The sequence below is a fragment of the Janthinobacterium sp. P210006 genome (genome assembly GCF_036231885.1).
GTDB classification, from domain to species: domain Bacteria; phylum Pseudomonadota; class Gammaproteobacteria; order Burkholderiales; family Burkholderiaceae_D; genus Janthinobacterium; species Janthinobacterium violaceinigrum.
The window spans coordinates 106,778-129,353 of the sequence record NZ_JAZARD010000001.1; the positions used below are offsets into that span (position 1 = coordinate 106,778).

Annotated in this window: 23 protein-coding genes; 17 read left to right on the top strand and 6 right to left on the bottom strand. The window is 63.3% G+C overall.

Annotated features, from left to right (window positions below; all coding sequences use genetic code 11):
* Nucleotides 1-47 precede the first annotated feature (47 nt).
* Genes VPH41_RS00480 through VPH41_RS00510 form a run of 7 tightly spaced genes read left to right on the top strand, consistent with a single transcriptional unit; the run spans nucleotide 48 to nucleotide 6,996 of the window.
* Nucleotides 48-1,163 carry a porin gene (locus tag VPH41_RS00480; RefSeq protein ID WP_328568609.1) on the top strand — a complete coding sequence of 372 codons (1,116 nt, stop codon included), beginning with the start codon at nucleotides 48-50 and terminating at the stop codon, nucleotides 1,161-1,163.
* Nucleotides 1,164-1,221: 58 nt separating this feature from the next.
* Entirely contained in the window at nucleotides 1,222-2,244 is a 1,023-nt protein-coding gene (locus tag VPH41_RS00485) for an ABC transporter substrate-binding protein (RefSeq protein ID WP_328568610.1), read from the top strand.
* A 21-nt stretch (nucleotides 2,245-2,265) separates the two neighbouring features.
* Nucleotides 2,266-3,105 carry an ABC transporter permease gene (locus VPH41_RS00490; protein WP_152282142.1) on the top strand — a complete coding sequence of 280 codons (840 nt, stop codon included), beginning with the start codon at nucleotides 2,266-2,268 and terminating at the stop codon, nucleotides 3,103-3,105.
* Nucleotides 3,102-3,881: an ABC transporter permease gene (locus VPH41_RS00495; RefSeq protein WP_070290842.1), complete on the top strand. Its 780-nt coding sequence runs from the start codon at nucleotides 3,102-3,104 to the stop codon at nucleotides 3,879-3,881. Before VPH41_RS00490 ends, VPH41_RS00495 begins: the two co-directional genes overlap by 4 nt.
* A 13-nt stretch (nucleotides 3,882-3,894) precedes the next feature.
* On the top strand, nucleotides 3,895-4,926 hold the full coding sequence (locus VPH41_RS00500; RefSeq protein ID WP_328568611.1) for an ABC transporter ATP-binding protein: 1,032 nt from the start codon (nucleotides 3,895-3,897) through the stop codon (nucleotides 4,924-4,926).
* A gap of 20 nt (nucleotides 4,927-4,946) precedes the next feature.
* The gene (locus tag VPH41_RS00505) at nucleotides 4,947-5,891 is read left to right on the top strand and encodes a nucleoside hydrolase (RefSeq protein WP_328568612.1); all 945 of its coding nucleotides are present in this window, start codon (nucleotides 4,947-4,949) and stop codon (nucleotides 5,889-5,891) included.
* Nucleotides 5,892-5,919: 28 nt separating this feature from the next.
* Entirely contained in the window at nucleotides 5,920-6,996 is a 1,077-nt protein-coding gene (locus VPH41_RS00510) for an adenosine deaminase family protein (RefSeq protein WP_328568613.1), read from the top strand.
* Here VPH41_RS00510 and VPH41_RS00515 read toward each other — a convergent pair.
* Complete coding sequence (locus tag VPH41_RS00515; protein ID WP_328568614.1) at nucleotides 6,993-8,375, bottom strand: short-chain fatty acyl-CoA regulator family protein; 1,383 nt, start codon at nucleotides 8,373-8,375, stop codon at nucleotides 6,993-6,995. The genes VPH41_RS00510 and VPH41_RS00515 overlap by 4 nt on opposite strands.
* 158 nt (nucleotides 8,376-8,533) lie before the next feature.
* On the opposite strand from VPH41_RS00515, the gene VPH41_RS00520 reads away from it, so the two are divergent.
* Genes VPH41_RS00520 through mmsB form a run of 5 tightly spaced genes read left to right on the top strand, consistent with a single transcriptional unit; the run spans nucleotide 8,534 to nucleotide 14,045 of the window.
* The gene (locus VPH41_RS00520) at nucleotides 8,534-10,042 is read left to right on the top strand and encodes a CoA-acylating methylmalonate-semialdehyde dehydrogenase (RefSeq protein WP_152282137.1); all 1,509 of its coding nucleotides are present in this window, start codon (nucleotides 8,534-8,536) and stop codon (nucleotides 10,040-10,042) included.
* 9 nt (nucleotides 10,043-10,051) lie between these two features.
* On the top strand, nucleotides 10,052-11,212 hold the full coding sequence (locus VPH41_RS00525; RefSeq protein ID WP_133989165.1) for an acyl-CoA dehydrogenase family protein: 1,161 nt from the start codon (nucleotides 10,052-10,054) through the stop codon (nucleotides 11,210-11,212).
* Nucleotides 11,209-11,994: an enoyl-CoA hydratase gene (locus VPH41_RS00530; protein ID WP_152254840.1), complete on the top strand. Its 786-nt coding sequence runs from the start codon at nucleotides 11,209-11,211 to the stop codon at nucleotides 11,992-11,994. Before VPH41_RS00525 ends, VPH41_RS00530 begins: the two co-directional genes overlap by 4 nt.
* Complete coding sequence (locus VPH41_RS00535; protein ID WP_328568615.1) at nucleotides 11,987-13,117, top strand: enoyl-CoA hydratase/isomerase family protein; 1,131 nt, start codon at nucleotides 11,987-11,989, stop codon at nucleotides 13,115-13,117. The genes VPH41_RS00530 and VPH41_RS00535 overlap by 8 nt, the downstream gene beginning before the upstream one ends.
* Nucleotides 13,118-13,139: 22 nt before the next feature.
* A complete protein-coding gene (gene mmsB, locus VPH41_RS00540) occupies nucleotides 13,140-14,045 on the top strand; it encodes a 3-hydroxyisobutyrate dehydrogenase (protein ID WP_328568616.1) in 906 nt (301 codons plus the stop codon).
* A 187-nt stretch (nucleotides 14,046-14,232) separates the two neighbouring features.
* Here the strand turns inward: mmsB and VPH41_RS00545 are convergent, their stop codons facing one another.
* Nucleotides 14,233-14,814, bottom strand: a complete 582-nt coding sequence (locus tag VPH41_RS00545) for a hypothetical protein (protein ID WP_152282134.1) — start codon at nucleotides 14,812-14,814, stop codon at nucleotides 14,233-14,235.
* A gap of 41 nt (nucleotides 14,815-14,855) precedes the next feature.
* Nucleotides 14,856-15,461, bottom strand: a complete 606-nt coding sequence (locus VPH41_RS00550; protein ID WP_328568617.1) for a hypothetical protein — start codon at nucleotides 15,459-15,461, stop codon at nucleotides 14,856-14,858.
* Nucleotides 15,462-15,705: 244 nt separating this feature from the next.
* On the opposite strand from VPH41_RS00550, the gene VPH41_RS00555 reads away from it, so the two are divergent.
* Together VPH41_RS00555 and hrcA are read left to right on the top strand one after the other, a co-directional pair.
* The gene (locus VPH41_RS00555; protein WP_328568618.1) at nucleotides 15,706-16,431 is read left to right on the top strand and encodes an HAD family hydrolase; all 726 of its coding nucleotides are present in this window, start codon (nucleotides 15,706-15,708) and stop codon (nucleotides 16,429-16,431) included.
* Between the two features lie 115 nt (nucleotides 16,432-16,546).
* On the top strand, nucleotides 16,547-17,563 hold the full coding sequence (gene hrcA, locus VPH41_RS00560; protein WP_034745713.1) for a heat-inducible transcriptional repressor HrcA: 1,017 nt from the start codon (nucleotides 16,547-16,549) through the stop codon (nucleotides 17,561-17,563).
* Between the two features lie 48 nt (nucleotides 17,564-17,611).
* Here the strand turns inward: hrcA and fur are convergent, their stop codons facing one another.
* On the bottom strand, nucleotides 17,612-18,043 hold the full coding sequence (gene fur / locus VPH41_RS00565) for a ferric iron uptake transcriptional regulator (protein WP_034778781.1): 432 nt from the start codon (nucleotides 18,041-18,043) through the stop codon (nucleotides 17,612-17,614).
* 195 nt (nucleotides 18,044-18,238) lie between these two features.
* On the opposite strand from fur, the gene VPH41_RS00570 reads away from it, so the two are divergent.
* From VPH41_RS00570 to VPH41_RS00580, 3 genes are read left to right on the top strand one after another with little or no spacing between them, the layout of a single operon-like run.
* Nucleotides 18,239-18,874, top strand: a complete 636-nt coding sequence (locus VPH41_RS00570) for an outer membrane protein assembly factor BamE (RefSeq protein WP_328569598.1) — start codon at nucleotides 18,239-18,241, stop codon at nucleotides 18,872-18,874.
* A gap of 19 nt (nucleotides 18,875-18,893) precedes the next feature.
* The gene (dapB, locus tag VPH41_RS00575; RefSeq protein ID WP_152282132.1) at nucleotides 18,894-19,703 is read left to right on the top strand and encodes a 4-hydroxy-tetrahydrodipicolinate reductase; all 810 of its coding nucleotides are present in this window, start codon (nucleotides 18,894-18,896) and stop codon (nucleotides 19,701-19,703) included.
* 8 nt (nucleotides 19,704-19,711) lie between these two features.
* Nucleotides 19,712-20,038, top strand: a complete 327-nt coding sequence (locus VPH41_RS00580; protein ID WP_328568619.1) for a barstar family protein — start codon at nucleotides 19,712-19,714, stop codon at nucleotides 20,036-20,038.
* Between the two features lie 54 nt (nucleotides 20,039-20,092).
* Here VPH41_RS00580 and VPH41_RS00585 read toward each other — a convergent pair whose 3' ends face one another.
* Entirely contained in the window at nucleotides 20,093-21,340 is a 1,248-nt protein-coding gene (locus VPH41_RS00585) for a CaiB/BaiF CoA transferase family protein (RefSeq protein WP_328568620.1), read from the bottom strand.
* Complete coding sequence (locus VPH41_RS00590) at nucleotides 21,340-22,518, bottom strand: acyl-CoA dehydrogenase (protein ID WP_152282129.1); 1,179 nt, start codon at nucleotides 22,516-22,518, stop codon at nucleotides 21,340-21,342. Before VPH41_RS00590 ends, VPH41_RS00585 begins: the two co-directional genes overlap by 1 nt.
* Nucleotides 22,519-22,576 lie beyond the last annotated feature (58 nt).

Here is a 22,576-nt window from a genome sequence, read left to right on the forward strand (position 1 = left end):
AATAATTCCAAAAAAACTCAGGGTTTACTCTTTTTAGGGCGGCGGCGATGAATAAATGGATGACTGGAACGATGGTGGTGGGTGGCTTGCTGGCGGCGCAGGGCGCGGCGCAGGCGCAAAGCAGCGTGCAGGTGTATGGCTTGCTGTCGGCCGGTATCGGCTACGTGTCGGATGAGGGTAACGGCAGCCGCACGCATGCGCTGAGCGGCACGAATCAGAATCCCCGCATCGGTTTCCGCGGCCAGGAAGACCTGGGCAACGGCACCAAGGCCATCTTCGCGCTGGAAAACGGTTTTAATGTGATGACGGGCACGGCGGCGCAAAGCGGCCGCCTGTTCGGCCGCCAGTCGTACGTGGGCCTGTCGAGCAACGACAAGGGCACCCTGACCCTGGGCCGCCAGTACGAGGCCGTCAAGGACCTGCTGGGCCCGGTGGTCATCGCCAGTAACGGCGTGCACATCGGCGACAACGACAATGGCTACAACAACTTGCGCGTGCAAAATGCCGTCAAGTATGTCAGCCCGAACATCAGCAACCTGTCGTTCACGGGCTTGTATGGTTTCAGCGAAAATCCGGCAGATTCCAACCGCAACCGCGTCTACAGCATGGGTGCCGGCTACAAAGTCGATGCCTTCAGCTGGGCCGTCGCCTACACCAAGATGGATCACCCGAACAGCCCCGACGCGCCGAATGGCGCCATCGGCAACGACTATGGCAGTTCCCTGTTGATCTTCAACAAGAGCGCCGTCAAGGGCGCCGGCGTGGACAGCCAGGCCATCGCCGGCACGGGAGGCTTTTATAATGTGGGCAGGACCAAGTTCGGCGCGCTGTATACCAACGTGCGCTACCACTACCTGGATCAAAGCAATCTGACCTTGCAAAACGTGGATCTGAACGTGAACCACAAGCTGACGGAAGCGTTGAACCTGGGCGCGTCGTATTTCTTTACTACCGGAAAATATGACGTGATCAACAAGACGCCGAAATGGCATCAGGTCAACTTCCAGGCCGATTACTTCCTGTCCAAGCGTACCGATGTCGCCATCACCTGGAGCTACCAGAAAGCGGCCGGCGATGCGACGTTCGCCCGCGTGTTCGGCTTTGGCGCCTCCGGCGGCAAGACGCAAAGCGTGCTGATCGTCGGCATGCGACATTATTTCTGAGTCTGATTCATCTTTTACAGGCGCTGTCCCGCAGCGCCGCCCCCTGAAAGGAAGCATCTTGAAAAAGCACCTCATGTTGGCTTTGAGCCTAGGCTTGCTGGCAAACGCCGCCCACGCGGAAAAACGCGAGCTGGTCATTTCGGCCTATCCGATTGCCCAACCCTTGTTCATGAAGTATGTGTACGAGCCGTTCAAGGCCAAATGCGGTTGCGATATCAAGGTGGAAACAGGCAATAACGCGGACCGCATCGCCAAGCTGGTGGTGCATGCCAAGAACCCGGTCATCGACCTGGTGCTGCTGTCCGATTCCGGCATGCTGGAAGCGGCGCAAAAGGGCGTGATCCAGCCCATGGATTATTCCAAGCTGAGCAATTACAAAGCCCTGTACGACGTGGCGAAAAACCCCATCGGCGGCAACTACGCCGTCGGCTACACCCTGTATTCCGTGGGCCTGGTGTACCGCAGCGACAAGATCGCCCCGCTGACGTCGTGGAAGGACCTGTGGCGCCCCGAACTGAAGGGCCGCGTGGCCTTCCCCGACGTGAGCACCACGCAGGGTCCGCTGATGCTGCGCATGGCCGATGCGGCCTGGGGCGGCAAGACGGACGACTACGCGACCGGTTTTGCCAAGATCGTCGGCATGAAGGGCAACGTCGTCACGTTCTCGAAGAACAGCGCGCAGCTGGCCGCCCTGCTTGCCCAGGATGAAATCTGGGCCGCGCCCGTGGCGCGCTTCACCTGGTCGCAGATGCTCAAGACGGGCCTGCCCCTGAAATGGAGCATCCCGGCCGAAGGCCAGGCCGCCGGCATGAACGTGATGGGCATCGTTGCCGGTTCGAAGAATGCGGACCTGGCGTACCAGCTGATGGATTTCTGGCTGTCCAAGGAAGTGCAGACGCAGCTGGCGACCAACCTGGTCGACTCGCCCGTCAACAAGGACGTGCGCCTGTCCGTGGCTGCCGCGCAATTCAATACCTATGGCGCCGACCAGATCAATTCGCTGAAATTCGTCAAGCCGGAAACCATCCTCAAGCAGCGCACGAACTGGATGACGCAGTGGAACAAGGCCATGAGCAAATAGTGGTGACGAGGAGAGAACACCATGTTTGCTGATCCAAAAAAGCGCCTGGGCCTGCTGTTGGTCCTGCCGGCGCTGATCTTTATCGTCGTCTGCTTCCTGCTGCCCGTGCTGGCCTTGCTGGTCGACGCCTTCCGCGTCGGCGACGGCATGCAGTGGGGCGTCGACCGCTTCGTCGAATTCTTTTCGCAGGAATTCAACCGCACCATCTTCTGGCGCACCCTGCGCATCGCCGCGCTGGTGACCCTGGCGTCCATCATCCTCGGCTATCCGGCCGCGCAGGCCGTGGCGCGCGTGTCGCCGAAGTGGCGCGGCCTGGTGGTGGGCATGATGATCCTGCCGCTGATGGTGTCGCCGATCGCGCGCACCTATGCCTGGATCGTGCTGCTGGGGCGCAATGGCGCCCTCAACGCGGCGCTCGTCAACATGGGTTTTACGGACGAACCGCTGCGCTTGCTGTTCAGCGAGTTCGCCGTGTTTGTCGGCCTGCTGCAACTGCTGCTGCCGCTGATGCTGATGTCGCTGGCGGGCGCGCTGGAAAACCTGCCGCGCGACGTGGAACCGGCTGCCGCCACCCTGGGCGCCAATCCATGGCAAGTCTTTTGCAAGGTCACCCTGCCGCTGACGCAGGAAGGCCTGGTCGTCGGCGGCACCCTGGTGTTTACGGGCTGCGTGACGGCCTACGTGACGCCGGCCCTGCTGGGCGGCACCAAGGTGCTGATGCTGGAAACCCTGCTGTACCAGAAGGTCAGCGTGGAGAGCGATTTCGGCGCCGCGAATGTGATCGCCGTCATCCTCGTCTGCATGACCTTGCTGGTGAATGCCGGCCTTAAACGTATTTCCTCGAGCCGGAGTTCCGTATGAAAGAAAGCCTATTCTCGCGCGCAGTCCTGTGGCTGGTGTTCTTGTTCCTGCTGGGACCGTTTGCTATCGTCGTGCTGGCGGGTTTTTCCGGTGGCGAAACCCTGGCGTTCCCGCCCGAGTCCTACTCGCTGCGCTGGATCCTCGAAGTGTGGGCGGCGCCCGAGTTCCGCCGCGCCTTCCAGACCAGCCTGGAGATCGGCCTGATCGCCACCGTCATCGCGCTGTTGCTGGGCATTCCCGTCGCGTATGCGTTTTCGCGCATGCCGCCACCGGGCATCGGCGCCATCCGCCAGATCCTGACGTCGCCGCTGATCATTCCCGCCATCCTCGTGGGCCTGGGCTTGCTGCACCACTTGGTGCTGACCATCAATGCGCCCGTCTACGTGGGCCTCCTGATCGGCCATATCGCGCTGCTGATTCCGTATTCGGTGCGCGTGGTGTACGCGAGCCTGGTGAACCTGCGCGTCGATATCGAGGATGCCGCCATTACCCTGGGCGCGTCGCGCCTGCGCGCGTTTTTCATGATCGTGCTGCCGAATATCCGCAACGCCGTGATCGCCGCCTTCTTCCTCGCCTTCGTCACCTCGTTCAACCAGGTGCCCGTGTCGCTGTTCCTGACGGGACCCGGCATCAGCACCTTGCCGATCGAGATGCTGGGCCATATGGAAAACAGTTTCGATCCTTCGATCGCAGCCCTGTCGACCTTGCTGGTCTTGTTCACCATGGCCTTCGTGATGGTGACCGAGAAGGTGCTGGGCATTTCTAAATACATGTAAGAGGCAACACACCATGAGTTATCTGGAACTGCACAAGCTGAACCTCGGCTACGCCAAGAACACGACGTCCGTGAAGGACCTGGACCTGCACGTCGAGCAGGGCGAACTGATCTCGCTGCTGGGCCCCAGCGGCTGCGGCAAGACCACCACCATGCGCGCGATCGCCGGCCTGATGCCGCTGCAGTCGGGCCGCATCGTGCTGGATGGCCGCGAAATCGGCAAGCTGGCGCCGAACAAGCGCAATATCGGCATGGTCTTCCAGTCGTACGCGCTGTTCCCGCACTTGAACGTGTACGACAACATCGCGTTCGGCCTGCGCCTGCGCAAGGTGGCGCCGGCCCTGCTGAAAACGAAAGTGGAAGCCGTGATCGCCGCCGTGGGCCTGACGGGCTTTGAAACGCGCCTGCCGGCGCAGATGTCGGGCGGCCAGCAGCAGCGCGTGGCGCTGGCGCGCGCCATCGTCGTCGAGCCGGCCCTGCTGCTGCTCGATGAACCGCTGTCGAACCTGGACGCCAAGCTGCGCGTGCAGATGCGCGCCGAATTGCGCCGCATCCAGCGCGAGCTGGGCATCACCATGCTGTACGTGACGCACGACCAGGAAGAAGCGCTGGCCCTGTCCGACCGCATCGTCGTCATGAACGGCGGGCGCATCGAGCAATTGGCTGCGCCGGAGGCCGTCTTCAATACGCCGTCGACGCGCTTTGTCGCCAACTTCATGGGCTTTGAGAACCTGTTCGACTACCGCGATGGCGCGCTGCACCACGCGGGCGCCAGCCTGCCGTACACGGCGCCGGTCGCCGCTGGCACGACGGTGCTGGGCTGGCGTCCGGACAAGGTGCGCGTGTGCGCGCCGGACGACGCAAGCGCTCAATACCCGGGCACCGTGCTGGCACGGGGCTTCCTGGGCGACACCGTCGAATACCTGCTGCAAACGCCGCTGGGCCAGGTCAAGGGCATCTGCGCGGCCGGTGGCGCCGCCTGGCGCGAAGGCACGGCCGTCTCGTTCGTGCTGCCGGCCGACAGCGCCCTGTGTTTGGCTGCCTGATGTTTTAACCGGAGACCATCATGGACAAACCCCTCAAGAAAATCTGGCTCGATACCGATCCCGGTTTTGACGACTGGCTGACGATGCTGCTCTTGGGCAGCAATCCCGATATCGAGTGGCTGGGCGTGAGCGTGGTGGCGGGCAATGCGCCCGTCGACATCACCTACGACAATGCCTTGCGCATCAAGGCCCATGATGGCTTGACGGTGCCCATCTACCGCGGCTGCGAAGAACCGCTGGCCGGCGTCATCGAGACGGCGCAGCGCATCCTCGGCGACAGCGGCATGCCGACGACAGGCGAGATCCTGCCGCCCGGCGCGGCTACGGATGCTGCCGGCCATGCCGTCGACGCGCTGATCGCCGCCGTGCGCGCGCATCCTGGCCAGATCACCATCATGGCGATTGCGCCGATGACGAACCTGGCCACGGCCTTGAGCCGCGCGCCGGACATCGCGGAAAAAATCGTCGAAATCATCCTGATGGGCGGCTCGACCGACCAGGGCAACCACACGGCGGCGGCGGAATTCAATATCTTTGCCGACCCGGAAGCGGCTGCCCAGGTGTTCAAGGCGGGCATCCCGCTGCGCATGTTCGGCCTGAACCTGTGCCGCCAGCTCTTGGTGACGAACGTGGAAGTGGAGCGCCTGCGCGCCATCGGCACGCCGCGCGCGCAGCGTCTGGCCGGCTACCTGGAAGCGTATGTGCGCATCCGCAGTGCCGACGGTTCCGTGCCCATGCCCATGTACGACCCCGTGGTGGCCTTGTACCTGGAAGCGCCGCAGCTGTTCCAGTTCCAGCCGGCCCACGTGGCCATCGAATTGACGGGCGAACTGACGCGCGGCATGACGGTGTGCGAATTCCGCGTGCCGCGCCGCGCCGCCATCAACACGCAGGTGGCGATGCTGGCCGATGGCCCGGCCGCCATCGAGCGCTTGATGCGCCGCCTGGCCGCCATTCTCGTTTGACCCTTTTTCCACTAACGAAGCGAGCTTCATGAGTCATCCTGCCGACACCCTGCCTGCCCTGAGCATCGAACAGTTTTTACGCGCCATGCCGAAAGTGGAGCTGCATTGCCACCTGTTCGGCACGGTGCGGCAAGCCACTTTCCGTGCGCTGGCCGCCAAGACGGGCAATGTCGTCACTCCCGAGGAAATCGACGCGTTCTACACGCGCGGCGACAAGCCCGTCGGCGTGCTGCGCGTGCTGCGCGCGCTCGACGCGCACCTGATCGTCTCGCCCACGGACCTGTATTGCCTCGCCTACGAATACCTGGAAGACGTGCATGGCCACGGCGTGCGCTACGCCGAGTTCTTCTGGAATCCCACCGGCACCGTGCGCGTCTCGGGCATCCGCTACGATGCGGCGCAAGACGCCATCGTGGCCGCCATCCGCGACGCGCAGCGCGATTTCGGCGTGATCGGCCGCCTGATTCCCAGCATCGACCGCGAAGCGGCTCCCGCGGAAGCCGTGCAGATGGTGGAATGGATGAAGGCGCACCGCGCGCCGGAAGTGATCGGCATCGGCATCGACTACCGCGAAAACGACCGTCCTCCCGAGCTGTTCATCGAAGCCTACCGCGCCGCGCGCGCCGCCGGCTTCAAGTGCACGGCGCACGCGGGCGAATTCGGCATGCCGTGGATGAATGTGGAAACGGCCATCGAGCAGCTGCAGGTGGACCGGGTCGACCACGGCTACACCATCGTCGACAATCCTGAACTGGCGCAGCGCTGCGTGGAGCGGGGCCTCGTATTTACCGTGGTACCGACCAATTCGTATTATCTGCGCACCCTCGCGCCCGAGCGCTGGGCCCTCGATCACCCGATTCGCGCCATGGCCAAGCTGGGCCTGAAACTGCATCCGAACACGGACGATCCTACCCTGCACCACGTGACGCCGACGGGCGCCTGGATGATGATGCGCGAATTCGGCTTCGGCCTGGACGACATGCGCGGCTTCATGTTGAATGGCCTGGACGCGGCCTGGATAGACGAGTCCACGCGGCGCGACTGGCGCGTCGAATTTGCGCGCGAATTCGACGCGCTGCGCGCGCGCGTCATCGACGCCTCCTAAGCCGAGACGGGCGGCGGCAGCAGCAGCGAGGGAAACGCCCGCTGCGGGCAGCTTTGCCGCTCGCACACCTTGCAGCCCGTGCCGATCGGCGTGGCGCTGGACGGGTCGTGCAGATCGAGTCCCTTCGAATAGATCAAGCGGTGCGCCTGCGAGATGTCGCAGCCCAGCGCCACGGCAAAGGTCTTGCCGGGCGCCCGGAATCCGGGCGAGGCCGTGCTGACCTGGCGCGCAATCCACAGATACGTGCAGCCGTCCGGCATGCTGGCCATCTGCGTCAGTACCTGGCCCGGATGGCTGAACGCGTCGTAGACGATCCATAGCGGACACGTGCCGCCCACCCTGGAAAAGTGAAAGTCCGTGGCCGACTGGCGCTTCGAGACATTGCCCGCGCGGTCGACGCGCACGAAGAAGAAGGGCAAGCCCGCCGCATCGGGGCGCTGCATGGTGCTCAGCCGGTGGCACACGGCTTCAAAACCCACGCCGAACTGGTGCGCCAGGCGCTCGATATCGTAGGCGCGGCTTTCCGCCGCCTGCAAAAAGCGCTGGTAGGGCATCAGCAGGGCGCCGGCAAAGTAATTCGAGAATGCCAGGCGCGCGCCCGTTTGCGCGGCCGCGCCGGACAAGCCCGCCGCCAGCACGAGCGCGTCGATCAGCTCGCTGTGTTCGAGCAGGCTGATCTGCGCCGCCATCTGGAACGCGCGCTGGCCGCCCGTCAGGGTGTCGGGCAGCCACAATATGTGTTGCTGGGCATCGTAGCGGTGCTTGCGCACCATGCCCGCGTCGCCATCGGACAGTTGCACCCGGATGCCGTGGCGTTCCAGCAGACGCCCCTGCAGCGCATCGAGCGTGCGCAGGGACGGATCGAGTTCGCCCGCCACGCGCTCCGCGGCCCGGTCCAGCTCATCGATGTAATTTTGCCGCCGGTTCAGGTATTCGCGCACCTCCTCGTCCGTGGATGGCGCCGCCGAGCTGGCGCCGCGGCTGCCGTCGTCGAGGCGCGCGGCCAGCGTATCGGCCCGTTCCGCCATCACCCGGTAGCGCCGCTGCAACAGCAGGATCGAGCGGGCCAGTTCCGGCATGTTTTCCACCAGCATTTTCAATTCCGCCATCGAAGTGGGAGGCGCGTCGGGCAATTCGCCGAACACGTCGCGCACGTCGGCCACCAGGCTGGCGCTGTCGTGTTCGGAAAAGATTTGCGGATCGACGCCCAGCACGCTGCCGATGCGCAGCAAAATCGGCACCGTCAGCGGGCGCTGGTTGCGTTCCATCTGGTTCAGATAGCTGGGCGAGATGCCCAGGGACTTGGCCAGCGCCACCTGCGTCATGCGCCGTTCCTCGCGCAGGCGCTGCAGGCGCACGCCCATGAAAACCTTCGCCATCGCGTCTCCTCTTCCCCCGGTTTGCGGAATCTGCAAATTTACAATCTTTGCAGATTAACAGATTCATCTTTGCATTATCTCGCATTTTCACGCCTTGTTCGTGGCGGCGATTGTGCGAATAATGCAAACAGACCTATACCCACACAAGGAGACACCGAGTGACCACGCAAAACGCTATTCCGACCGTTCCCCTCTTGATCAACGGCGAGTGGGTTGAATCCCAGACCACCGTCTGGCGCGACGTCGTCAACCCCGCCACGCAGGAAGTCCTGGCCAAGGTGCCGTTCGCCACGCCGGACGAAGTGAACGCGGCCATCGCCTCGGCCCAGCGCGCCTTCAAAACCTGGCGCAAGACGCCGATCGGCGCCCGCGCGCGCATCTTCCTGAAACTGCAGCAGCTGATCCGCGAAAACATGGCCGACCTGGCCGCCACCTTGACCATGGAACAGGGCAAGACCCTGCTGGACGCGGAAGGCGATGTGTTCCGCGGCCTGGAAGTGGTGGAACATGCCGCCAATATCGGCACCCTGCAAATGGGCGAATATGCGCAAAACGTGGCCGGCGGCGTCGATACCTACAGCGTGATGCAGCCGCTGGGCGTGTGCGCGGGCATTACCCCGTTCAACTTCCCCGCTATGATCCCCTTGTGGATGTTCCCGATGGCGATTGCCTGCGGCAATACGTTTGTCTTGAAACCGTCGGAGCAAGATCCGCTGGTGACGGAAAAGCTCGTGCGCCTGGCCTTGCAGGCGGGCATCCCGGCCGGCGTGCTGAACGTGATACACGGCGGCGAGGACGTGGTCAACGCCCTGTGCGACCATCCGGACATCAAGGCGATCTCGTTTGTCGGCTCCAGCAAGGTGGGCACGCATGTGTACCAGCGCGCCAGCCTGAACGGCAAGCGCGCGCAATGCATGATGGGCGCCAAGAACCACGCCGTCGTGCTGCCGGACGCCAACAAGGAACAGACCCTGAACCAGTTGCTGGGCGCGGGCTTCGGCGCCGCCGGCCAGCGCTGCATGGCCGCCTCCGTCGCCGTGCTGGTGGGCGAGGCGCGCGAGTGGCTGCCGGAACTGGCGGCCAAGGCGCAAACCCTGACGGTAGGCGCAGGCAAGGACAATCCTGACCTGGGCCCTGTCATTTCCTGCGCAGCCAAGGAGCGCGTGTTCAGCCTCGTCGCCAAGGGTATCGAGCAGGGTGCCGTGCTGACCCTGGACGGCCGCGACGTCAAGGTTGATGGCTATCCGAACGGTAACTTCGTGGGACCGACGATTCTCTCCGGCGTGAAACCCGGCATGGTCGTGTATGACCAGGAAATCTTTGGCCCTGTCCTGATCGTCGTCGAAGTCGACACCCTGGACGAAGCGATTGCCCTCGTCAACGCGAATCCGAACGGCAACGGCACGGCCCTGTTCACGCAAAGCGGCGCGGCGGCCCGTTACTTCCAGGAAGAAATCGACGTGGGGCAAGTCGGTATCAACGTGCCCATTCCCGTGCCCGTTCCCCTGTTCAGCTTTACGGGTTCGCGCGGCTCCAAGCTGGGCGACCTGGGCCCGTTCGGCAAGCAGGTCGTGCTGTTCTACACGCAGACGCAGACGATCACCCAGCGCTGGTTCACGGATGCGGCCTCGGTGGGCAAGGTCAACACCACCATCAGCCTCAAGTAAGGAGCTGTCATGGACTTTGAACTGAGCGACGAGCAGCGCGAGTTCCAGCAGGCGGCGCGCGCGTTTGCCGAAGGCGAACTGGCGCCGCACGCGGCGCATTGGGATGCGGAATCGATCTTCCCGGTGGAAACCATTGCCAAGGCGGGTGAGATGGGCTTTTGCGGCCTGTACACGCCGCAGCGCTGGGGCGGCCTGGGTCTGTCGCGCCAGGATGCGGCCATCGTGTTTGAAGAGCTGGCGGGCGGCTGCACCTCGACGACGGCCTACATCACGATTCACAACATGGCCACCTGGATGCTGTCGCGCTGGGGGCAGGAAGCCCTGTGCGACGAGTGGGTGCCGGCCCTGGCCGCCGGCCAGAAGCTGGCCAGCTATTGCCTGACGGAACCGCAATCGGGTTCCGATGCGGCGTCCCTGCGCACGAAAGCCGTCAGGGACGGTGACTTTTACGTACTCGACGGCACGAAAGCGTTCATCTCCGGCGCGGGCCAGACGGACATGCTGATCGTCATGGCGCGCACGGGCGGCGAGGGCGCGGCCGGCATTTCCGCGTTTGCCGTGCCGGCGAATTTGCCCGGCATCGTGTATGGCAAGAAAGAAGAAAAGATGGGCTGGAACAGCCAGCCCACGCGCATCATCAGCTTCGACCAGGTGAAAGTGCCTGTTGCTAACTTGCTGGGCGCGGAAGGCGAAGGGTTTGCCATCGCCATGAAGGGCATCGATGGCGGACGCATCAATATTGCCGTGTGCTCGGTGGGCACGGCCCAGGCCGCCCTCACGCGCGCGCAGGCCTACATGAAGGAGCGCACGCAGTTCGGCCGCGAGCTGGCGCAATTCCAGGCCTTGCAATTCAAGCTGGCCGACATGCTGACGGAACTGGTGGCGGCGCGCCAGATGGTGCGCCTGGCGGCCTGGAAACTGGACCAGGAAAGCCCGGACGCCACGGCATATTGCGCCATGGCAAAACGCTTCGCCACGGATGTGGGCTTCAATGTAGCCAACGATGCGCTGCAGCTGCATGGCGGCTACGGCTACATCCGCGAGTACCCGCTCGAGCGCCATGTGCGCGACACGCGCGTGCACCAGATCCTGGAAGGGACAAATGAAATCATGCGCCTGATTGTCGCGCGAGCGATCTTGAAAGACGGCGCCACGGAGACCTTACGATGACCAAAGTGTATACCAATCTGCTGCTCGAGCGCCGTGGTCACACGGCCCTGGTGACCCTCGACAACCCGCCCGCCCACACGTGGACCCTGGCCAGCCTGAACGCGCTGAGGGACCTGGTGGCCGACCTGAATGGGGACCCGGACGTGTATGCACTGGTGATCACGGGCGGCGGCGCCAAGTTCTTCTCGGCCGGCGCCGACTTGAAAGTGTTTGCCGACGGCGACAAGGACATGGCCTTCAAGATGGCCGCCGCGTTTGGCGAGGCGTTCGAGGCGCTGTCCGCGTTTCGCGGCGTCAGCATCGCCGCCATCAATGGCTATGCCATGGGCGGCGGTCTCGAATGCGCGCTGGCCTGCGACATCCGCATTGCCGAGGAACACGCGCAGATGGCCTTGCCGGAAGCGTCCGTCGGCTTGCTGCCGTGCGCGGGCGGCACGCAGCACTTGCCGTGGCTGGTGGGCGAAGGCTGGGCCAAGCGCATGATCTTGTGCGGCGAACGGGTCGATGCGGCCAAGGCCCTGGCCATCGGCCTGGTCGAGGAAGTTGTGCCGACCGGCAAGGCTGCCGCCACGGCGCTGGCGCTGGCCGCCAAGGTGGCCCGTCAAAGCCCCAGCAGCGTGACGGCGTGCAAGACCCTGATCCAGGGCGCGCGCAGCCATCCGCTGGTCGCTTCCCTGCCCGATGAACGCACGCTGTTCCTGGGCCTGTTCGATACCCAAGACCAGAAAGAAGGCGTGCAAGCCTTCCTGGAAAAACGGCCGGCGGAGTGGAAGAATGGTTGAAATCGTCAATGTCGAGACAGTGAAACTGGAAGAGCGCGACTGTCCCGGCGGCATGAAGCTGGGCGTCATCACGCTCGATGCGCCGAAGTCCCTGCACGCCTTGACCCTGGACATGATCCGCGCCATCGATGGCGCCCTCGTGCGCTGGGCCGTTGACGACGCCGTCGCCTGCGTGGTGCTGCAATCGTCGACCGACAAGGCATTCTGTGCCGGCGGCGACGTGCGCAGCCTGCGCGGCGCCGTGGCGGAGCAGCCTGGCGTCGTGCCCAACCCGCAGGCGCTGGCTTTCTTTGCCGAGGAATACCGGCTCGACCACCGCATCCATACGTATGCGAAACCGCTGCTCGTGTGGGGCGGCGGCATCGTCATGGGCGGCGGCCTGGGCCTGATGGCAGGCGCCAGCCACCGTGTGGTGACGGAAAGCACGCGCATCGCCATGCCGGAAATCACGATTGGCCTGTTCCCCGACGTGGGCGGCAGCTGGTTCCTCGGTCGCATGCCGGGGCGCAGCGGCCTGTTCCTGGGCTTGACGGGCGCACCGCTGAACGCGGCCGATGCCCTGTTTGCGGGCCTGGGCGACCATTTCCTGCGCCAGGAAGAGCGCATCATGGTGCTCGACGCGCTGGCGCTGGCGCAATGGCAAGCGAGCCCGCAGGCGAACCACCAGCAGCTGGGCCGCTTGCTGCGCGGCTTGTCGGCGCCAGCGTCCATGCTGCCCGTCTCCGAAGTGCGCGCCAATTTCGATGCCATCGCCGCGCTGACGCAAGCGCCCACCTTGCCCGAAGTGGTGGCCGCCATCGCCGCGTATGACGGCGATTCGGCCTGGCTGCAAAAGGCCGCCCACTCGCTGGACAAGGGCGCGCCCAGTTCGGCCGCCCTGGTATGGGCCATGCGCGAACGCACGCGCCACATGAGTCTGGCGCAAGTGTTCCAGCTGGAGCTGATCGTTGCCGTGCAATGTTGCGCCCATGGAGACTTCAGCGAAGGCGTGCGCGCCTTGCTGATCGACAAGGACAACGCGCCGCAGTGGCAGCCGGCCAGCCTGGCTGACGTCAGCGCAGCGTATCTGGACGAGTATTTTACGGCGCCATGGACGCAGCATCCCTTGGCTGACTTATCTTAAAAGAACAACAGGAGACATACACATGCAACATATCGCTTTCATCGGCCTGGGCAACATGGGTGCGCCGATGGCCCGCAACCTGGTAGCCGCCGGCTTCCACGTATCCGTGTACGACCTGGCGCCGGCCGCCGTGGCTTCGCTGGTCGAGGCGGGCGCCACGGCGGCCGCGTCCGCCAGCGCGGCCGTGCAGACGGCCGACGCCGTCATCACCATGCTGCCAGCCAACAAGCACGTGCAGGAGCTGTATCTGGCGGCCGGCGGCGTGCTCGATTCGGCCAAGCCGGGCGCCCTGTTCATCGATTGCAGCACCATCGCCGCCGATGTGGCACGGCAAGTGGCGCAGGCGGCCGGCGAGCGGGGTTTTGCCATGATCGATGCGCCCGTCTCGGGCGGCACGGCGGGTGCAGCCGCCGGCACGCTGACCTTCATCGTCGGCGGTAGCGAAGCGGCCTTGCAGCAGGCGCGGCCCCTGCTGGAAAAGATGGGCAAGAACATTTTCCATGCGGGCGAGGCGGGTGCGGGCCAGGTGGCGAAGATTTGCAACAACATGCTGCTGGGTATCTTGATGGCCGGTACGGCCGAGGCGCTGAACCTGGGCGTGGCGCATGGCCTCGATCCGAAAGTGTTGTCCGACATCATGGCCAAGAGTTCGGGCCGCAACTGGACCCTGGAAGTGTACAACCCGTGGCCCGGCGTCATGGAGGGCACGCCCGCGTCGCGCAACTACACCGGCGGCTTCGGCACGGCGCTGATGCTGAAAGACCTGGGACTGGCGCAGCAGTCGGCCTTGTCGGCTAACGCGCCCACGCCATTGGGCGGCCTGGTGCGGCAGCTGTACCAGATGCATGCGCAGGCGGGATATGCGCAGCAGGATTTCTCCAGCATCGTGCAAATGCTGCAGCCTGGTTTGCAGACGCCTGCCGCCTGAGAAATTTTGGGCAAAAAAAAGCCCGCTGGTGAAAGCGGGCTAAATCCAATTCTTGGAAGAGTTGGAGGAGACAGATGCATTATGCTGCATCGCCACATATAACTCCAATTTATCTTTGGAATATCAACTATAGATTTCCGTGATATCTCTTCCTGGCAGCCGCAAAACGGCTGCCAGTGTCACCGCATCAGGCCGGATTGCAGATGACCTGTACGGTGGTCACGTTCGCTTCGCCCATGACGCCGACGCCGGTGTTCGGGGCCACGTCGCACTTCAGGCCAGTCGGCTGCGTGAACACGCTGATGCCATACTTGTCGCCATCGGCAACACGCGTTCCCAAGGTGAAGGTCGTGCTGGACTTGAGTACCGTGGTTTGCGACGTGCCGTTGATCAGGACCAGGCCGTCGGCTGTCAGGCCCGTCACCGTGCCGCCCACCGTATAAGTGTTTTGCAAGCACGAGACCGCTGCCTGGATGCTCAGGTAGTGGCCAGCCGAACCGGAACCGCCACTGATGCCGCAAGTCATGTGAGCAGGCTGTTGTTGCACGGTAATGTCGTACTCGGTGCCATAGTCGATGCGCTGGGCAAAGGCAAACTTGGTCTGGCCGGATGCAATCGGGAGGTTGACGCCGCCGTTGGCCAGGATCAGGCCGTTGGTGTTCAGGTTGCTGACGGTGCCGCCGACTTCATACGAGGCCTTGCCGCCGCAAGCGGCCAGTCCCAGGGTCAGCAACAGCGCGGTCAGCGGGCGCAGGCAGGATAACTTCATGTATTTCTCCAATGCAATATAGTAGTGACGAAGCGCGTGGCTTACAGCGCCGTGCAGTTCAGTGCGGTACCGGTCGTGGCGGCTGAACCCATGGTGCCGTTGACAACGCGGCCGTCGGCGCTGGTGTTGGCAGAGGCCGCGAATTTGCACGTCTGGCCTGCTGGATAGGTCGATATGGAAATATTGTAGGCGATGCCGTCATCGATGGCGGGGAAGGTATAGGCGGTACTGCCTTTGAGCGGGCTGGTGCTGAGATTGCCGATCGCCAGGGTCAAGCCGTCGGCGGTCAAGCCCGTGATGGCGGCGCTGAGCGGGTAGGAATTGGTCTTGCAAGTCACCACGGCCGTGGTCACGGAGTAGCTCGATGCCTTGCCCGCGCCATTGGCGATACTGCAGACGGCGCCCTTGGGCTGCTGCGCGATGGTGATGTCGTAGCGGTCATCGGTATTGACCAGCTTGGTGAAAACAAAGCTGCTCTGGCCCGCAGGAACCGGCAGGCTTTCCCCGTTATTCAGCAGAATCAGGCCATCTTTGGCCAGGCCGTTGACTGCGCCTTGCAGGTACAGGTTGCCGCCGCTGCCGCCGCAGGCTGCCAGTGTGGCGGCGCAAGCCGCCGCCAGCATCGAGCGCAGGTACAAATTTTTCATACATTCTCCAAAACGAATTAGGTTGGGTAGCGCAACACGGACGCTGGCGCCGCATTGGAATGGCGCCTATTTTAGTCTATCTGGCAAGCTCGATGATCTTGCCTTGTATCACCCTGTAACAATTTTTCTCCGGGAAGCGCTGGCCTGGCCCCATTTCACGGGGGCGCAGCCATGCTGGCGGGGGCGATCGGTGCGACAATAGATGCAGGCTGCGCACCGTGGCGCGGCATTCACCGTGAGTCCCATGTCCCTTGCCCCTGTAAAACCCGCCGTGCCGCCCAAGGCCATCCTGTTCGACCTCGACGATACCCTGTGGCCCATCGCGCCCGTGATTGCCGCCGCCGAAACGCTGCTGCATGACTGGCTGGCCACGCATGCGCCCAAGGTGGCGCAGCAGTTTTCCATCGAGGTGCTGCGCCAGCACCGCCTGGCCATGCTCAACGAGCAACCGCATTTCCATGGCAACCTGATCGAGTTGCGCCGGGCCGGCCTGCTGTCCGCCTTCGAGGCGGCCGGCGAAGATCCCGCCCTCGTCGACGGTGCCATCGCGCAGTTCCTGGCCGCGCGCAACCGCGTCCGGCCGTATGACGACGTGTTGCCCGGCCTGGCCTGGATGCGGCAGCGCATGCTGGTCGGTTCCATCTCGAATGGCAATGCGGACCTTGAAATTATCGGCCTGGCGCAGCATTTCAAGGTATCGATCGCCGCCAGCGAGTTTGGCGTGGCCAAGCCCGATGCCAGCATCTTCCTGGCCGCCTGCGCGGCGCTGGACGTGGCGCCCCATGAAGCCGTGTATGTGGGCGACGACCTGTATTTCGACGTGACGGGAGCGCAAGGGGCGGGCATGCGGGCCGTCTGGATGAACCGCAAGGGCAGCGATGCCCACCTGGCCGCCGGCGTGCAACCCGACGCCATCTGCGCCAACTTTGACGACTTGCTGCTGTGGCTGCAGCAGCAACTGGAAGATTGATCGCCGCGAAACGGGCGAACGTGCATAATAGGCGCTGTTGATGCACGTTCGGCCGCTTTCGCTGCCGCTTGCCTAAAAGAATACTTGCTTAAGATACTTGCTTAAATAAAACACCATGCAACTCGATACACGTGCCCAAACACTGCTGAAAGCCCTGGTCGAGCGATATATCGCCGACGGCCTGCCGGTCGGTTCGCGCGCCTTGTCGAAAATTTCCGGCCTGGACCTGTCGCCGGCCACGATCCGCAACATCATGGCCGATCTGGAAGAGCTCGGCTATGTGTCCAGTCCGCACACTTCGGCCGGACGCATACCCACGCCGCGCGGCTACCGCATCTTTGTCGACACCTTGCTGACCGTCCGGCATCTGGACGAGCACCTGGTGGAGTCGCGCATGCGCCTGCAGACGCCGCAGCCGCAAAAAACCATCGCCAACGCGGCGCAGATGCTGTCGTCGCTGTCGCAGTTTGCCGGCGTCGTGCTCAGCCCGCGCCGCGAATCCGTGTTCCAGCAGATCGAGTTCCTGCGCCTGTCGGAAAAGCGCATCCTGCTCGTCATCGTTGCCCCCGGCGGCGACGTGCAGAACCGCCTGCTGCTGACGGAAGCGGATTACACGCCGGCGCAACTGGTGCAATCGGCCAACTATATCAATCAGAATTATGGCGGCCTGTCGTTCGACGCCGTGCGCGTGCGCCTGCAGGGCGAATTGCGCCAGCTGCGCGACGATATGGGAAGCCTGATGCAGGCGGCCGTGGAAGCGGGCAGCGAAGCGATGGCCGACCATAGCGACGACATGGTGATTTCCGGCGAGCGCAACTTGCTCAGCGTGAGCGACCTGTCTTCGAATATGCATTCGCTGCGCCAGATGTTCGACATGTTCGAGCAAAAGACGGGCTTGATGCAGCTGCTCGATGTATCGAGCAAGGCGACGGGCGTGCAGATTTTCATCGGCGGCGAATCGAACCTGGTGCCGATGGATGAAATGAGCGTGGTGACGGCGCCGTATGAAGTCAACGGCAAGATCGTGGGAACACTGGGAGTGATCGGACCGACGCGCATGGCTTACGAGCGCGTCATCCCGATTGTCGATATCACGGCCAAGCTGCTGTCAAGCGCACTGAGCCATCATTGATCGTACTGCCTGGCGCGCTGGCCGCCCCATGGGAGCGGCCAGCTGTGGTCAGGCTGTTTTGTGCGGGCAAGCCGTCTTGATGCAGTTGCCGTAGATGGCCAAAGCGTGTTCGGCGATCTTGAAGCCGCGCTCTTCGGCTACTTTTTGCTGGCGGACTTCGATGTCTTCGTCGAAGAATTCTTCGACCCGGCCACAATCGAGGCACACCAGGTGATCATGGTGGGAACCTTCGTTGAGTTCGAAAATCGCCTTGCCAGTTTCAAAATGGTTGCGATTGAGCAAGCCAGCTTGTTCGAATTGCGTGAGGACGCGGTACACAGTTGCTAAACCGACATCCATATTGTCGGCCAGCAGAATCTTGTAGACGTCTTCCGCGGTCAGGTGGCGTACCGGGCTACTCTGGAAGATATCGAGTATCTTCAGCCGTGGCAGGGTGGCTTTCAGGCCGCTTGCCTTGAGATCACTAGGATTGTTACTCATGTTTGTTGCTCGTATGTGGGTCAGGTGCTTTATCATATAGCGTTTTAGCGGGGAGTGCCAAAATATGCATTTTTTGGCAGGCCGGCCACTCCTGGCGTTTTGTTCATCAAATTGAGGTCATTTATGCGCGTAACACCGGCTGTATTGCCATCTCTCTGGCACCGTATTTCATTTCGAGCACCAGTCATGGCAGGCATGGTCTGTGTCGCGCTGGCCATGTCCGGCTGCGCCAGCCGTGGCATCCTTGGCGAAAAGCCGGCCGCCAGCCAAAAAGAAGGCAAGGAACTGGTTCCTGAACAGGGCGCCCAGACGACCACCATTACGCCGCTGCAAAAATTCATGTGGTTTTTCTCGCCGTATCGTCCAGACATTCAACAAGGCAACTTTGTCTCCGAAGAGATGCTGGCCCAGTTGAAAGTGGGCATGACGCGCGACCAGGTGCGTTTCGTCCTGGGTACCTCGCTGCTGACCGATATCTTCCATGCCGATCGCTGGGATTATCCATTCCGCCTGGCCCGGGGCAGTGGCGAAACCACCAGCAGCCGCGTGGTCGTGTACTTCGGCAAGGATGGCAAGGTTGAACGTTTCGAAGGCGGCAACTTGCCGACGGAGAAAGAATACATCGACCGTATCGCGGGCCCGTCGCCGTTCGCCAAGGTCGCCAAGGCTGATGTGCCGGCCGCTGCCGTACCATCGCCCGTGGCGCCGAGCGCCGTGCCCGTGCCGGCCGATGCGGCTCCCGCCATTCCTGTGAGCAAGCCTGACGTGGCTCCCGCACCGGCCGCGGCGCCTGCCGCCGAGCCTGCACCCGCTGCCGAACCCACCAAATAAGTTGCTGTAAGAGAATAAAATGACTGAACTGAAAATTGCCATCGCTGGCGCCAGCGGCCGCATGGGCCATATCCTGATCGAAGCGGTCAGCAATGCGCCCGACGCCGTGCTGGCCGGCGCGCTCGACCGCGCAGGTTCGCCTGCTGTCGGCCAGGATGCGGCCGCCTTCCTGGGCAAGCCTGCCGGCGTGCTGATCGAATCAAGCCTGGCCACGGGCCTGGCGAACGCCGATTTCCTGATCGACTTCACGCGTCCCGAAGGCACTTTGCAGCACCTGGCGTATTGCGCCGAGCACGGCATCAAGATGATCATCGGCACCACCGGTTTCGATGACGCGGGCAAGGCCGCCATTGCCGCCGCCGCCGAAAAGACGGCCATCATGTTCGCACCGAACATGAGCGTGGGCGTGAATGTCACCATGAAATTGCTGGAACTGGCCGCGAAAAGCCTGTCCGAAGGCTACGACATTGAAATCGTCGAAGCGCATCACCGCTTCAAGGTCGATGCGCCGTCGGGAACGGCCCTGCAAATGGGCGAAGTGGTGGCCGGCGCCTTGGGGCGCGACCTGAAGGAATGCGCCGTGTACGGCCGCGAAGGCGTGACGGGCGAACGCGACCCGTCGACCATCGGCTTTGCCACCATCCGCGGCGGCGATATCGTGGGCGACCATACGGTGTTGTTTGCCGGCATCGGCGAGCGCATCGAGATCAGCCACAAGTCGAGCAGCCGCGTCACCTACGCCCACGGCGCCCTGCGCGCCGCGCGTTTCCTGGCGGACAAGCCGACCGGCCTGTTCGACATGCAGGATGTGCTGTCGCTGAAGAACTGAGGAGCACCATGGCCACTGCCATCCTGAATGGAAAAGACATCACCGACGCAGCGAGTTTCCACGCGCAATGCGCGCAAGCGTTCGGTTTCCCCGAGTTCTACGGCAACAGCATGGATGCCTGGGTCGATTGCCTCAGCTACCTGCGCGACGAGGACGGCATGAGCAAGTTCCGTCTGCAGCCGAACGAAGTGCTGGATATCGTGGTGCAAGATGCGGAAGCAATGAAGGCGCAAGTGCCTGATTTACTGGAAGAAATCACGTTCTGCATCGCCGGCATCAATGAGCGCTATGAAGATTACGGTGAAAAACCGGCGCTGAAGCTGGTGCTGAAGTAAGGCAGCAGACATACAAAAACGCCGGACAGTGTTGCCACTGCCCGGCGTTTTTCTTTAGACGACCTTGCGTTCGCGCAAACCGTCGATCTGGCCGCCATCAAGGCCCAGCCATTGCTGCAACACCTCGTCCGTATGTTGCCCCAGCAACGGCGGCGGCAGGCGGTACTGCACCGGCGAGCCGGACAGGCGCACGGGATTGGCCACCAGCGCCACCGTGCCCGCCGTCGGATGCGGCATTTCCACTTTCAAGCCACGCGCCACCACTTGCGGGTCGGCAAAGACCTGGTCGATGCGGTTGACGGGGCCGCATGGCACGGCTTGCGCCTCGAATGCACTGATCCACTCGGCCGTCGTGCGCATGACGGTGGCCTGGCGCATCAAGGGGATCAAGGTCGCCCGGTGTGCCACGCGCTGCGGATTGGTGGCGAAACGCTCGTCCTGCGCCCATTCCGGGTGGCCGGCGATGGCGCAAAAGCGCGAGAATTGTCCATCGTTGCCGATCGCCAGAATCATGTCGCCATCGGCCGTGGGGAAGTCCTGGTAGGGCACGATGTTCGGATGCGCATTGCCCATGCGCTGGGGCACTTTTCCTCCGCACAAGTAATTGGCTGCCTGGTTGCCCAGCGCCGCCACTTGCACGTCGAGCAGGGCCAGGTCGATATGCTGGCCCAGGCCCGAGCGTTCGCGTTCGGCCAGCGCCGCCTGCACGGCAATGGTGGCGTACAAGCCCGTCAGGATGTCCGTCTGCGCCACGCCCACTTTTTGCGGGCCGGCGCCGGGCTGGCCATCGGGCACGCCCGTGATGCTCATCAGGCCGCCCATGCCCTGGATCAGGAAGTCATAGCCGGCGCGCGCCGCGTACGGCCCATCCTGGCCAAAGCCCGTGATGGAGCAATAGACGAGACGCGGATTGAGGGCCAGCAAGCTGGCCGCGTCCAGGCCGTATTGCTTCAAGCCGCCCAGTTTGAAATTTTCCAGCAGTACGTCTGCCTCGGCGGCCAGCCGGCGCACGAGGGCTTGCCCTTCCGGGGCGGCCAGGTCGATGCACAAGGAGCGCTTGTTGCGGTTGGCGCACTGGAAGTAGGCGGCCTCGGCGGTGTCGCGGCCGTCTTCATCCTTCAGGTAGGGCGGGCCCCAGGAGCGCGTGTCGTCGCCGCGTCCCGGTTGTTCAACCTTGACCACGTCGGCGCCCAGGTCGGCCAGCATTTGCCCGGCCCACGGGCCGGCCAGCACGCGCGACAGGTCCAGCACGCGCAAGCCGGTCAGCGGCGCGGGCCGCAGGGTGGAAACCAAGGCGTCCATTAGTTGAACGCGGCGATGCCGGTGATGGCGCGGCCGATGATCAGCGCGTGCACATCGTGCGTGCCTTCGTAGGTGTTGACCACTTCCAGGTTGACCAGGTGGCGGATGACGCCGAACTCGTCGGAAATGCCGTTGCCGCCCATCATGTCGCGTGCCACGCGGGCGATGTCCAGCGCCTTGCCGCAGCTGTTGCGTTTCATGATCGAAGTGATTTCCACGGCGGGCGAGCCTTCATCCTTCATGCGGCCCAGGCGCAGGCAGCCTTGCAAGCCCATGGTGATTTCCGTCAGCATGTCGGCCAGTTTCTTTTGCACCAGCTGATTCGCGGCCAACGGACGGCCGAATTGCTGGCGGTCCATCGTGTACTGGCGCGCTTTCAGGTAGCAGTCTTCGGCCGCACCCAGCGCGCCCCAGGCGATGCCGTAGCGGGCGCTGTTCAGGCAGGTGAACGGGCCTTTCAAGCCGCGCACGTCGGGGAAGGCGTTTTCTTCCGGGCAAAATACTTCATCCATGACGATTTCACCGGTGATGCTGGTGCGCAAGCCCACCTTGCCGTGGATCTCGGGCGCCGACAGGCCTTTCCAGCCTTTTTCCAGCACGAAGCCGCGGATCGCGCCTTCATCGTCCTTGGCCCAGACGACAAACACGTCGGCGATCGGGCTGTTGGTGATCCACATCTTGGCGCCGGACAGGCTGTAGCCGCCCGGTACCTTGCGCGCGCGCGTGACCATGCTGCCGGGATCGGAGCCGTGGTTCGGTTCCGTCAGGCCGAAGCAGCCGATGTATTCGCCCGTGGCCAGTTTCGGCAGGTATTTCTGTTTGGTTTCTTCGTTGCCGAAGGCGTTGATCGGCACCATCACCAGCGACGATTGCACGCTCATCATCGAGCGGTAGCCCGAATCGACGCGCTCGACTTCGCGCGCGGCCAGGCCGTAGCAGACGTAGTTCAGGCCGGCGCCGCCGTACTGTTCCGGAATGGTCGTGCCCAGCAAGCCCAGTTCGCCCATTTCGCGGAAGATGGCAGCGTCCGTGCGTCCGTGGCGGAACGATTCAAGTACGCGCGGCACCAGGCTGCCCTGGCAATAGTCGCGGGCCGCTTCCAGCACGGCGCGTTCGTCGCCCGTCAGTTGTTCTTCCAGTAGCAGGGGGGAATTCCAGTCGAATACGGTTTTGCTCATCACAGGCCTCGCAGGTGAGCGCCGGTGATCGGCGCAAGATTGAATATGGCTCATGGTA

Excerpts from the sequence above, each read along its gene's own strand:
- VPH41_RS00480 (WP_328568609.1), top strand. The coding sequence starts at position 48 with ATGAATAAATGGATGACTGGAACGATGGTGGTGGGTGGCTTGCTGGCG.
- VPH41_RS00490 (WP_152282142.1), top strand. The coding sequence starts at position 2,266 with ATGTTTGCTGATCCAAAAAAGCGCCTGGGCCTGCTGTTGGTCCTGCCG.
- VPH41_RS00495 (WP_070290842.1), top strand. The coding sequence starts at position 3,102 with ATGAAAGAAAGCCTATTCTCGCGCGCAGTCCTGTGGCTGGTGTTCTTG.
- VPH41_RS00500 (WP_328568611.1), top strand. The coding sequence starts at position 3,895 with ATGAGTTATCTGGAACTGCACAAGCTGAACCTCGGCTACGCCAAGAAC.
- VPH41_RS00505 (WP_328568612.1), top strand. The coding sequence starts at position 4,947 with ATGGACAAACCCCTCAAGAAAATCTGGCTCGATACCGATCCCGGTTTT.
- VPH41_RS00510 (WP_328568613.1), top strand. The coding sequence starts at position 5,920 with ATGAGTCATCCTGCCGACACCCTGCCTGCCCTGAGCATCGAACAGTTT.
- VPH41_RS00515 (WP_328568614.1), bottom strand. The coding sequence starts at position 8,375 with ATGGCGAAGGTTTTCATGGGCGTGCGCCTGCAGCGCCTGCGCGAGGAA.
- VPH41_RS00525 (WP_133989165.1), top strand. The coding sequence starts at position 10,052 with ATGGACTTTGAACTGAGCGACGAGCAGCGCGAGTTCCAGCAGGCGGCG.
- VPH41_RS00530 (WP_152254840.1), top strand. The coding sequence starts at position 11,209 with ATGACCAAAGTGTATACCAATCTGCTGCTCGAGCGCCGTGGTCACACG.
- VPH41_RS00535 (WP_328568615.1), top strand. The coding sequence starts at position 11,987 with ATGGTTGAAATCGTCAATGTCGAGACAGTGAAACTGGAAGAGCGCGAC.
- mmsB (WP_328568616.1), top strand. The coding sequence starts at position 13,140 with ATGCAACATATCGCTTTCATCGGCCTGGGCAACATGGGTGCGCCGATG.
- VPH41_RS00545 (WP_152282134.1), bottom strand. The coding sequence starts at position 14,814 with ATGAAGTTATCCTGCCTGCGCCCGCTGACCGCGCTGTTGCTGACCCTG.
- VPH41_RS00550 (WP_328568617.1), bottom strand. The coding sequence starts at position 15,461 with ATGAAAAATTTGTACCTGCGCTCGATGCTGGCGGCGGCTTGCGCCGCC.
- VPH41_RS00555 (WP_328568618.1), top strand. The coding sequence starts at position 15,706 with ATGTCCCTTGCCCCTGTAAAACCCGCCGTGCCGCCCAAGGCCATCCTG.
- hrcA (WP_034745713.1), top strand. The coding sequence starts at position 16,547 with ATGCAACTCGATACACGTGCCCAAACACTGCTGAAAGCCCTGGTCGAG.
- fur (WP_034778781.1), bottom strand. The coding sequence starts at position 18,043 with ATGAGTAACAATCCTAGTGATCTCAAGGCAAGCGGCCTGAAAGCCACC.
- VPH41_RS00570 (WP_328569598.1), top strand. The coding sequence starts at position 18,239 with ATGGTCTGTGTCGCGCTGGCCATGTCCGGCTGCGCCAGCCGTGGCATC.
- dapB (WP_152282132.1), top strand. The coding sequence starts at position 18,894 with ATGACTGAACTGAAAATTGCCATCGCTGGCGCCAGCGGCCGCATGGGC.
- VPH41_RS00580 (WP_328568619.1), top strand. The coding sequence starts at position 19,712 with ATGGCCACTGCCATCCTGAATGGAAAAGACATCACCGACGCAGCGAGT.
- VPH41_RS00585 (WP_328568620.1), bottom strand. The coding sequence starts at position 21,340 with ATGGACGCCTTGGTTTCCACCCTGCGGCCCGCGCCGCTGACCGGCTTG.
- VPH41_RS00590 (WP_152282129.1), bottom strand. The coding sequence starts at position 22,518 with ATGAGCAAAACCGTATTCGACTGGAATTCCCCCCTGCTACTGGAAGAA.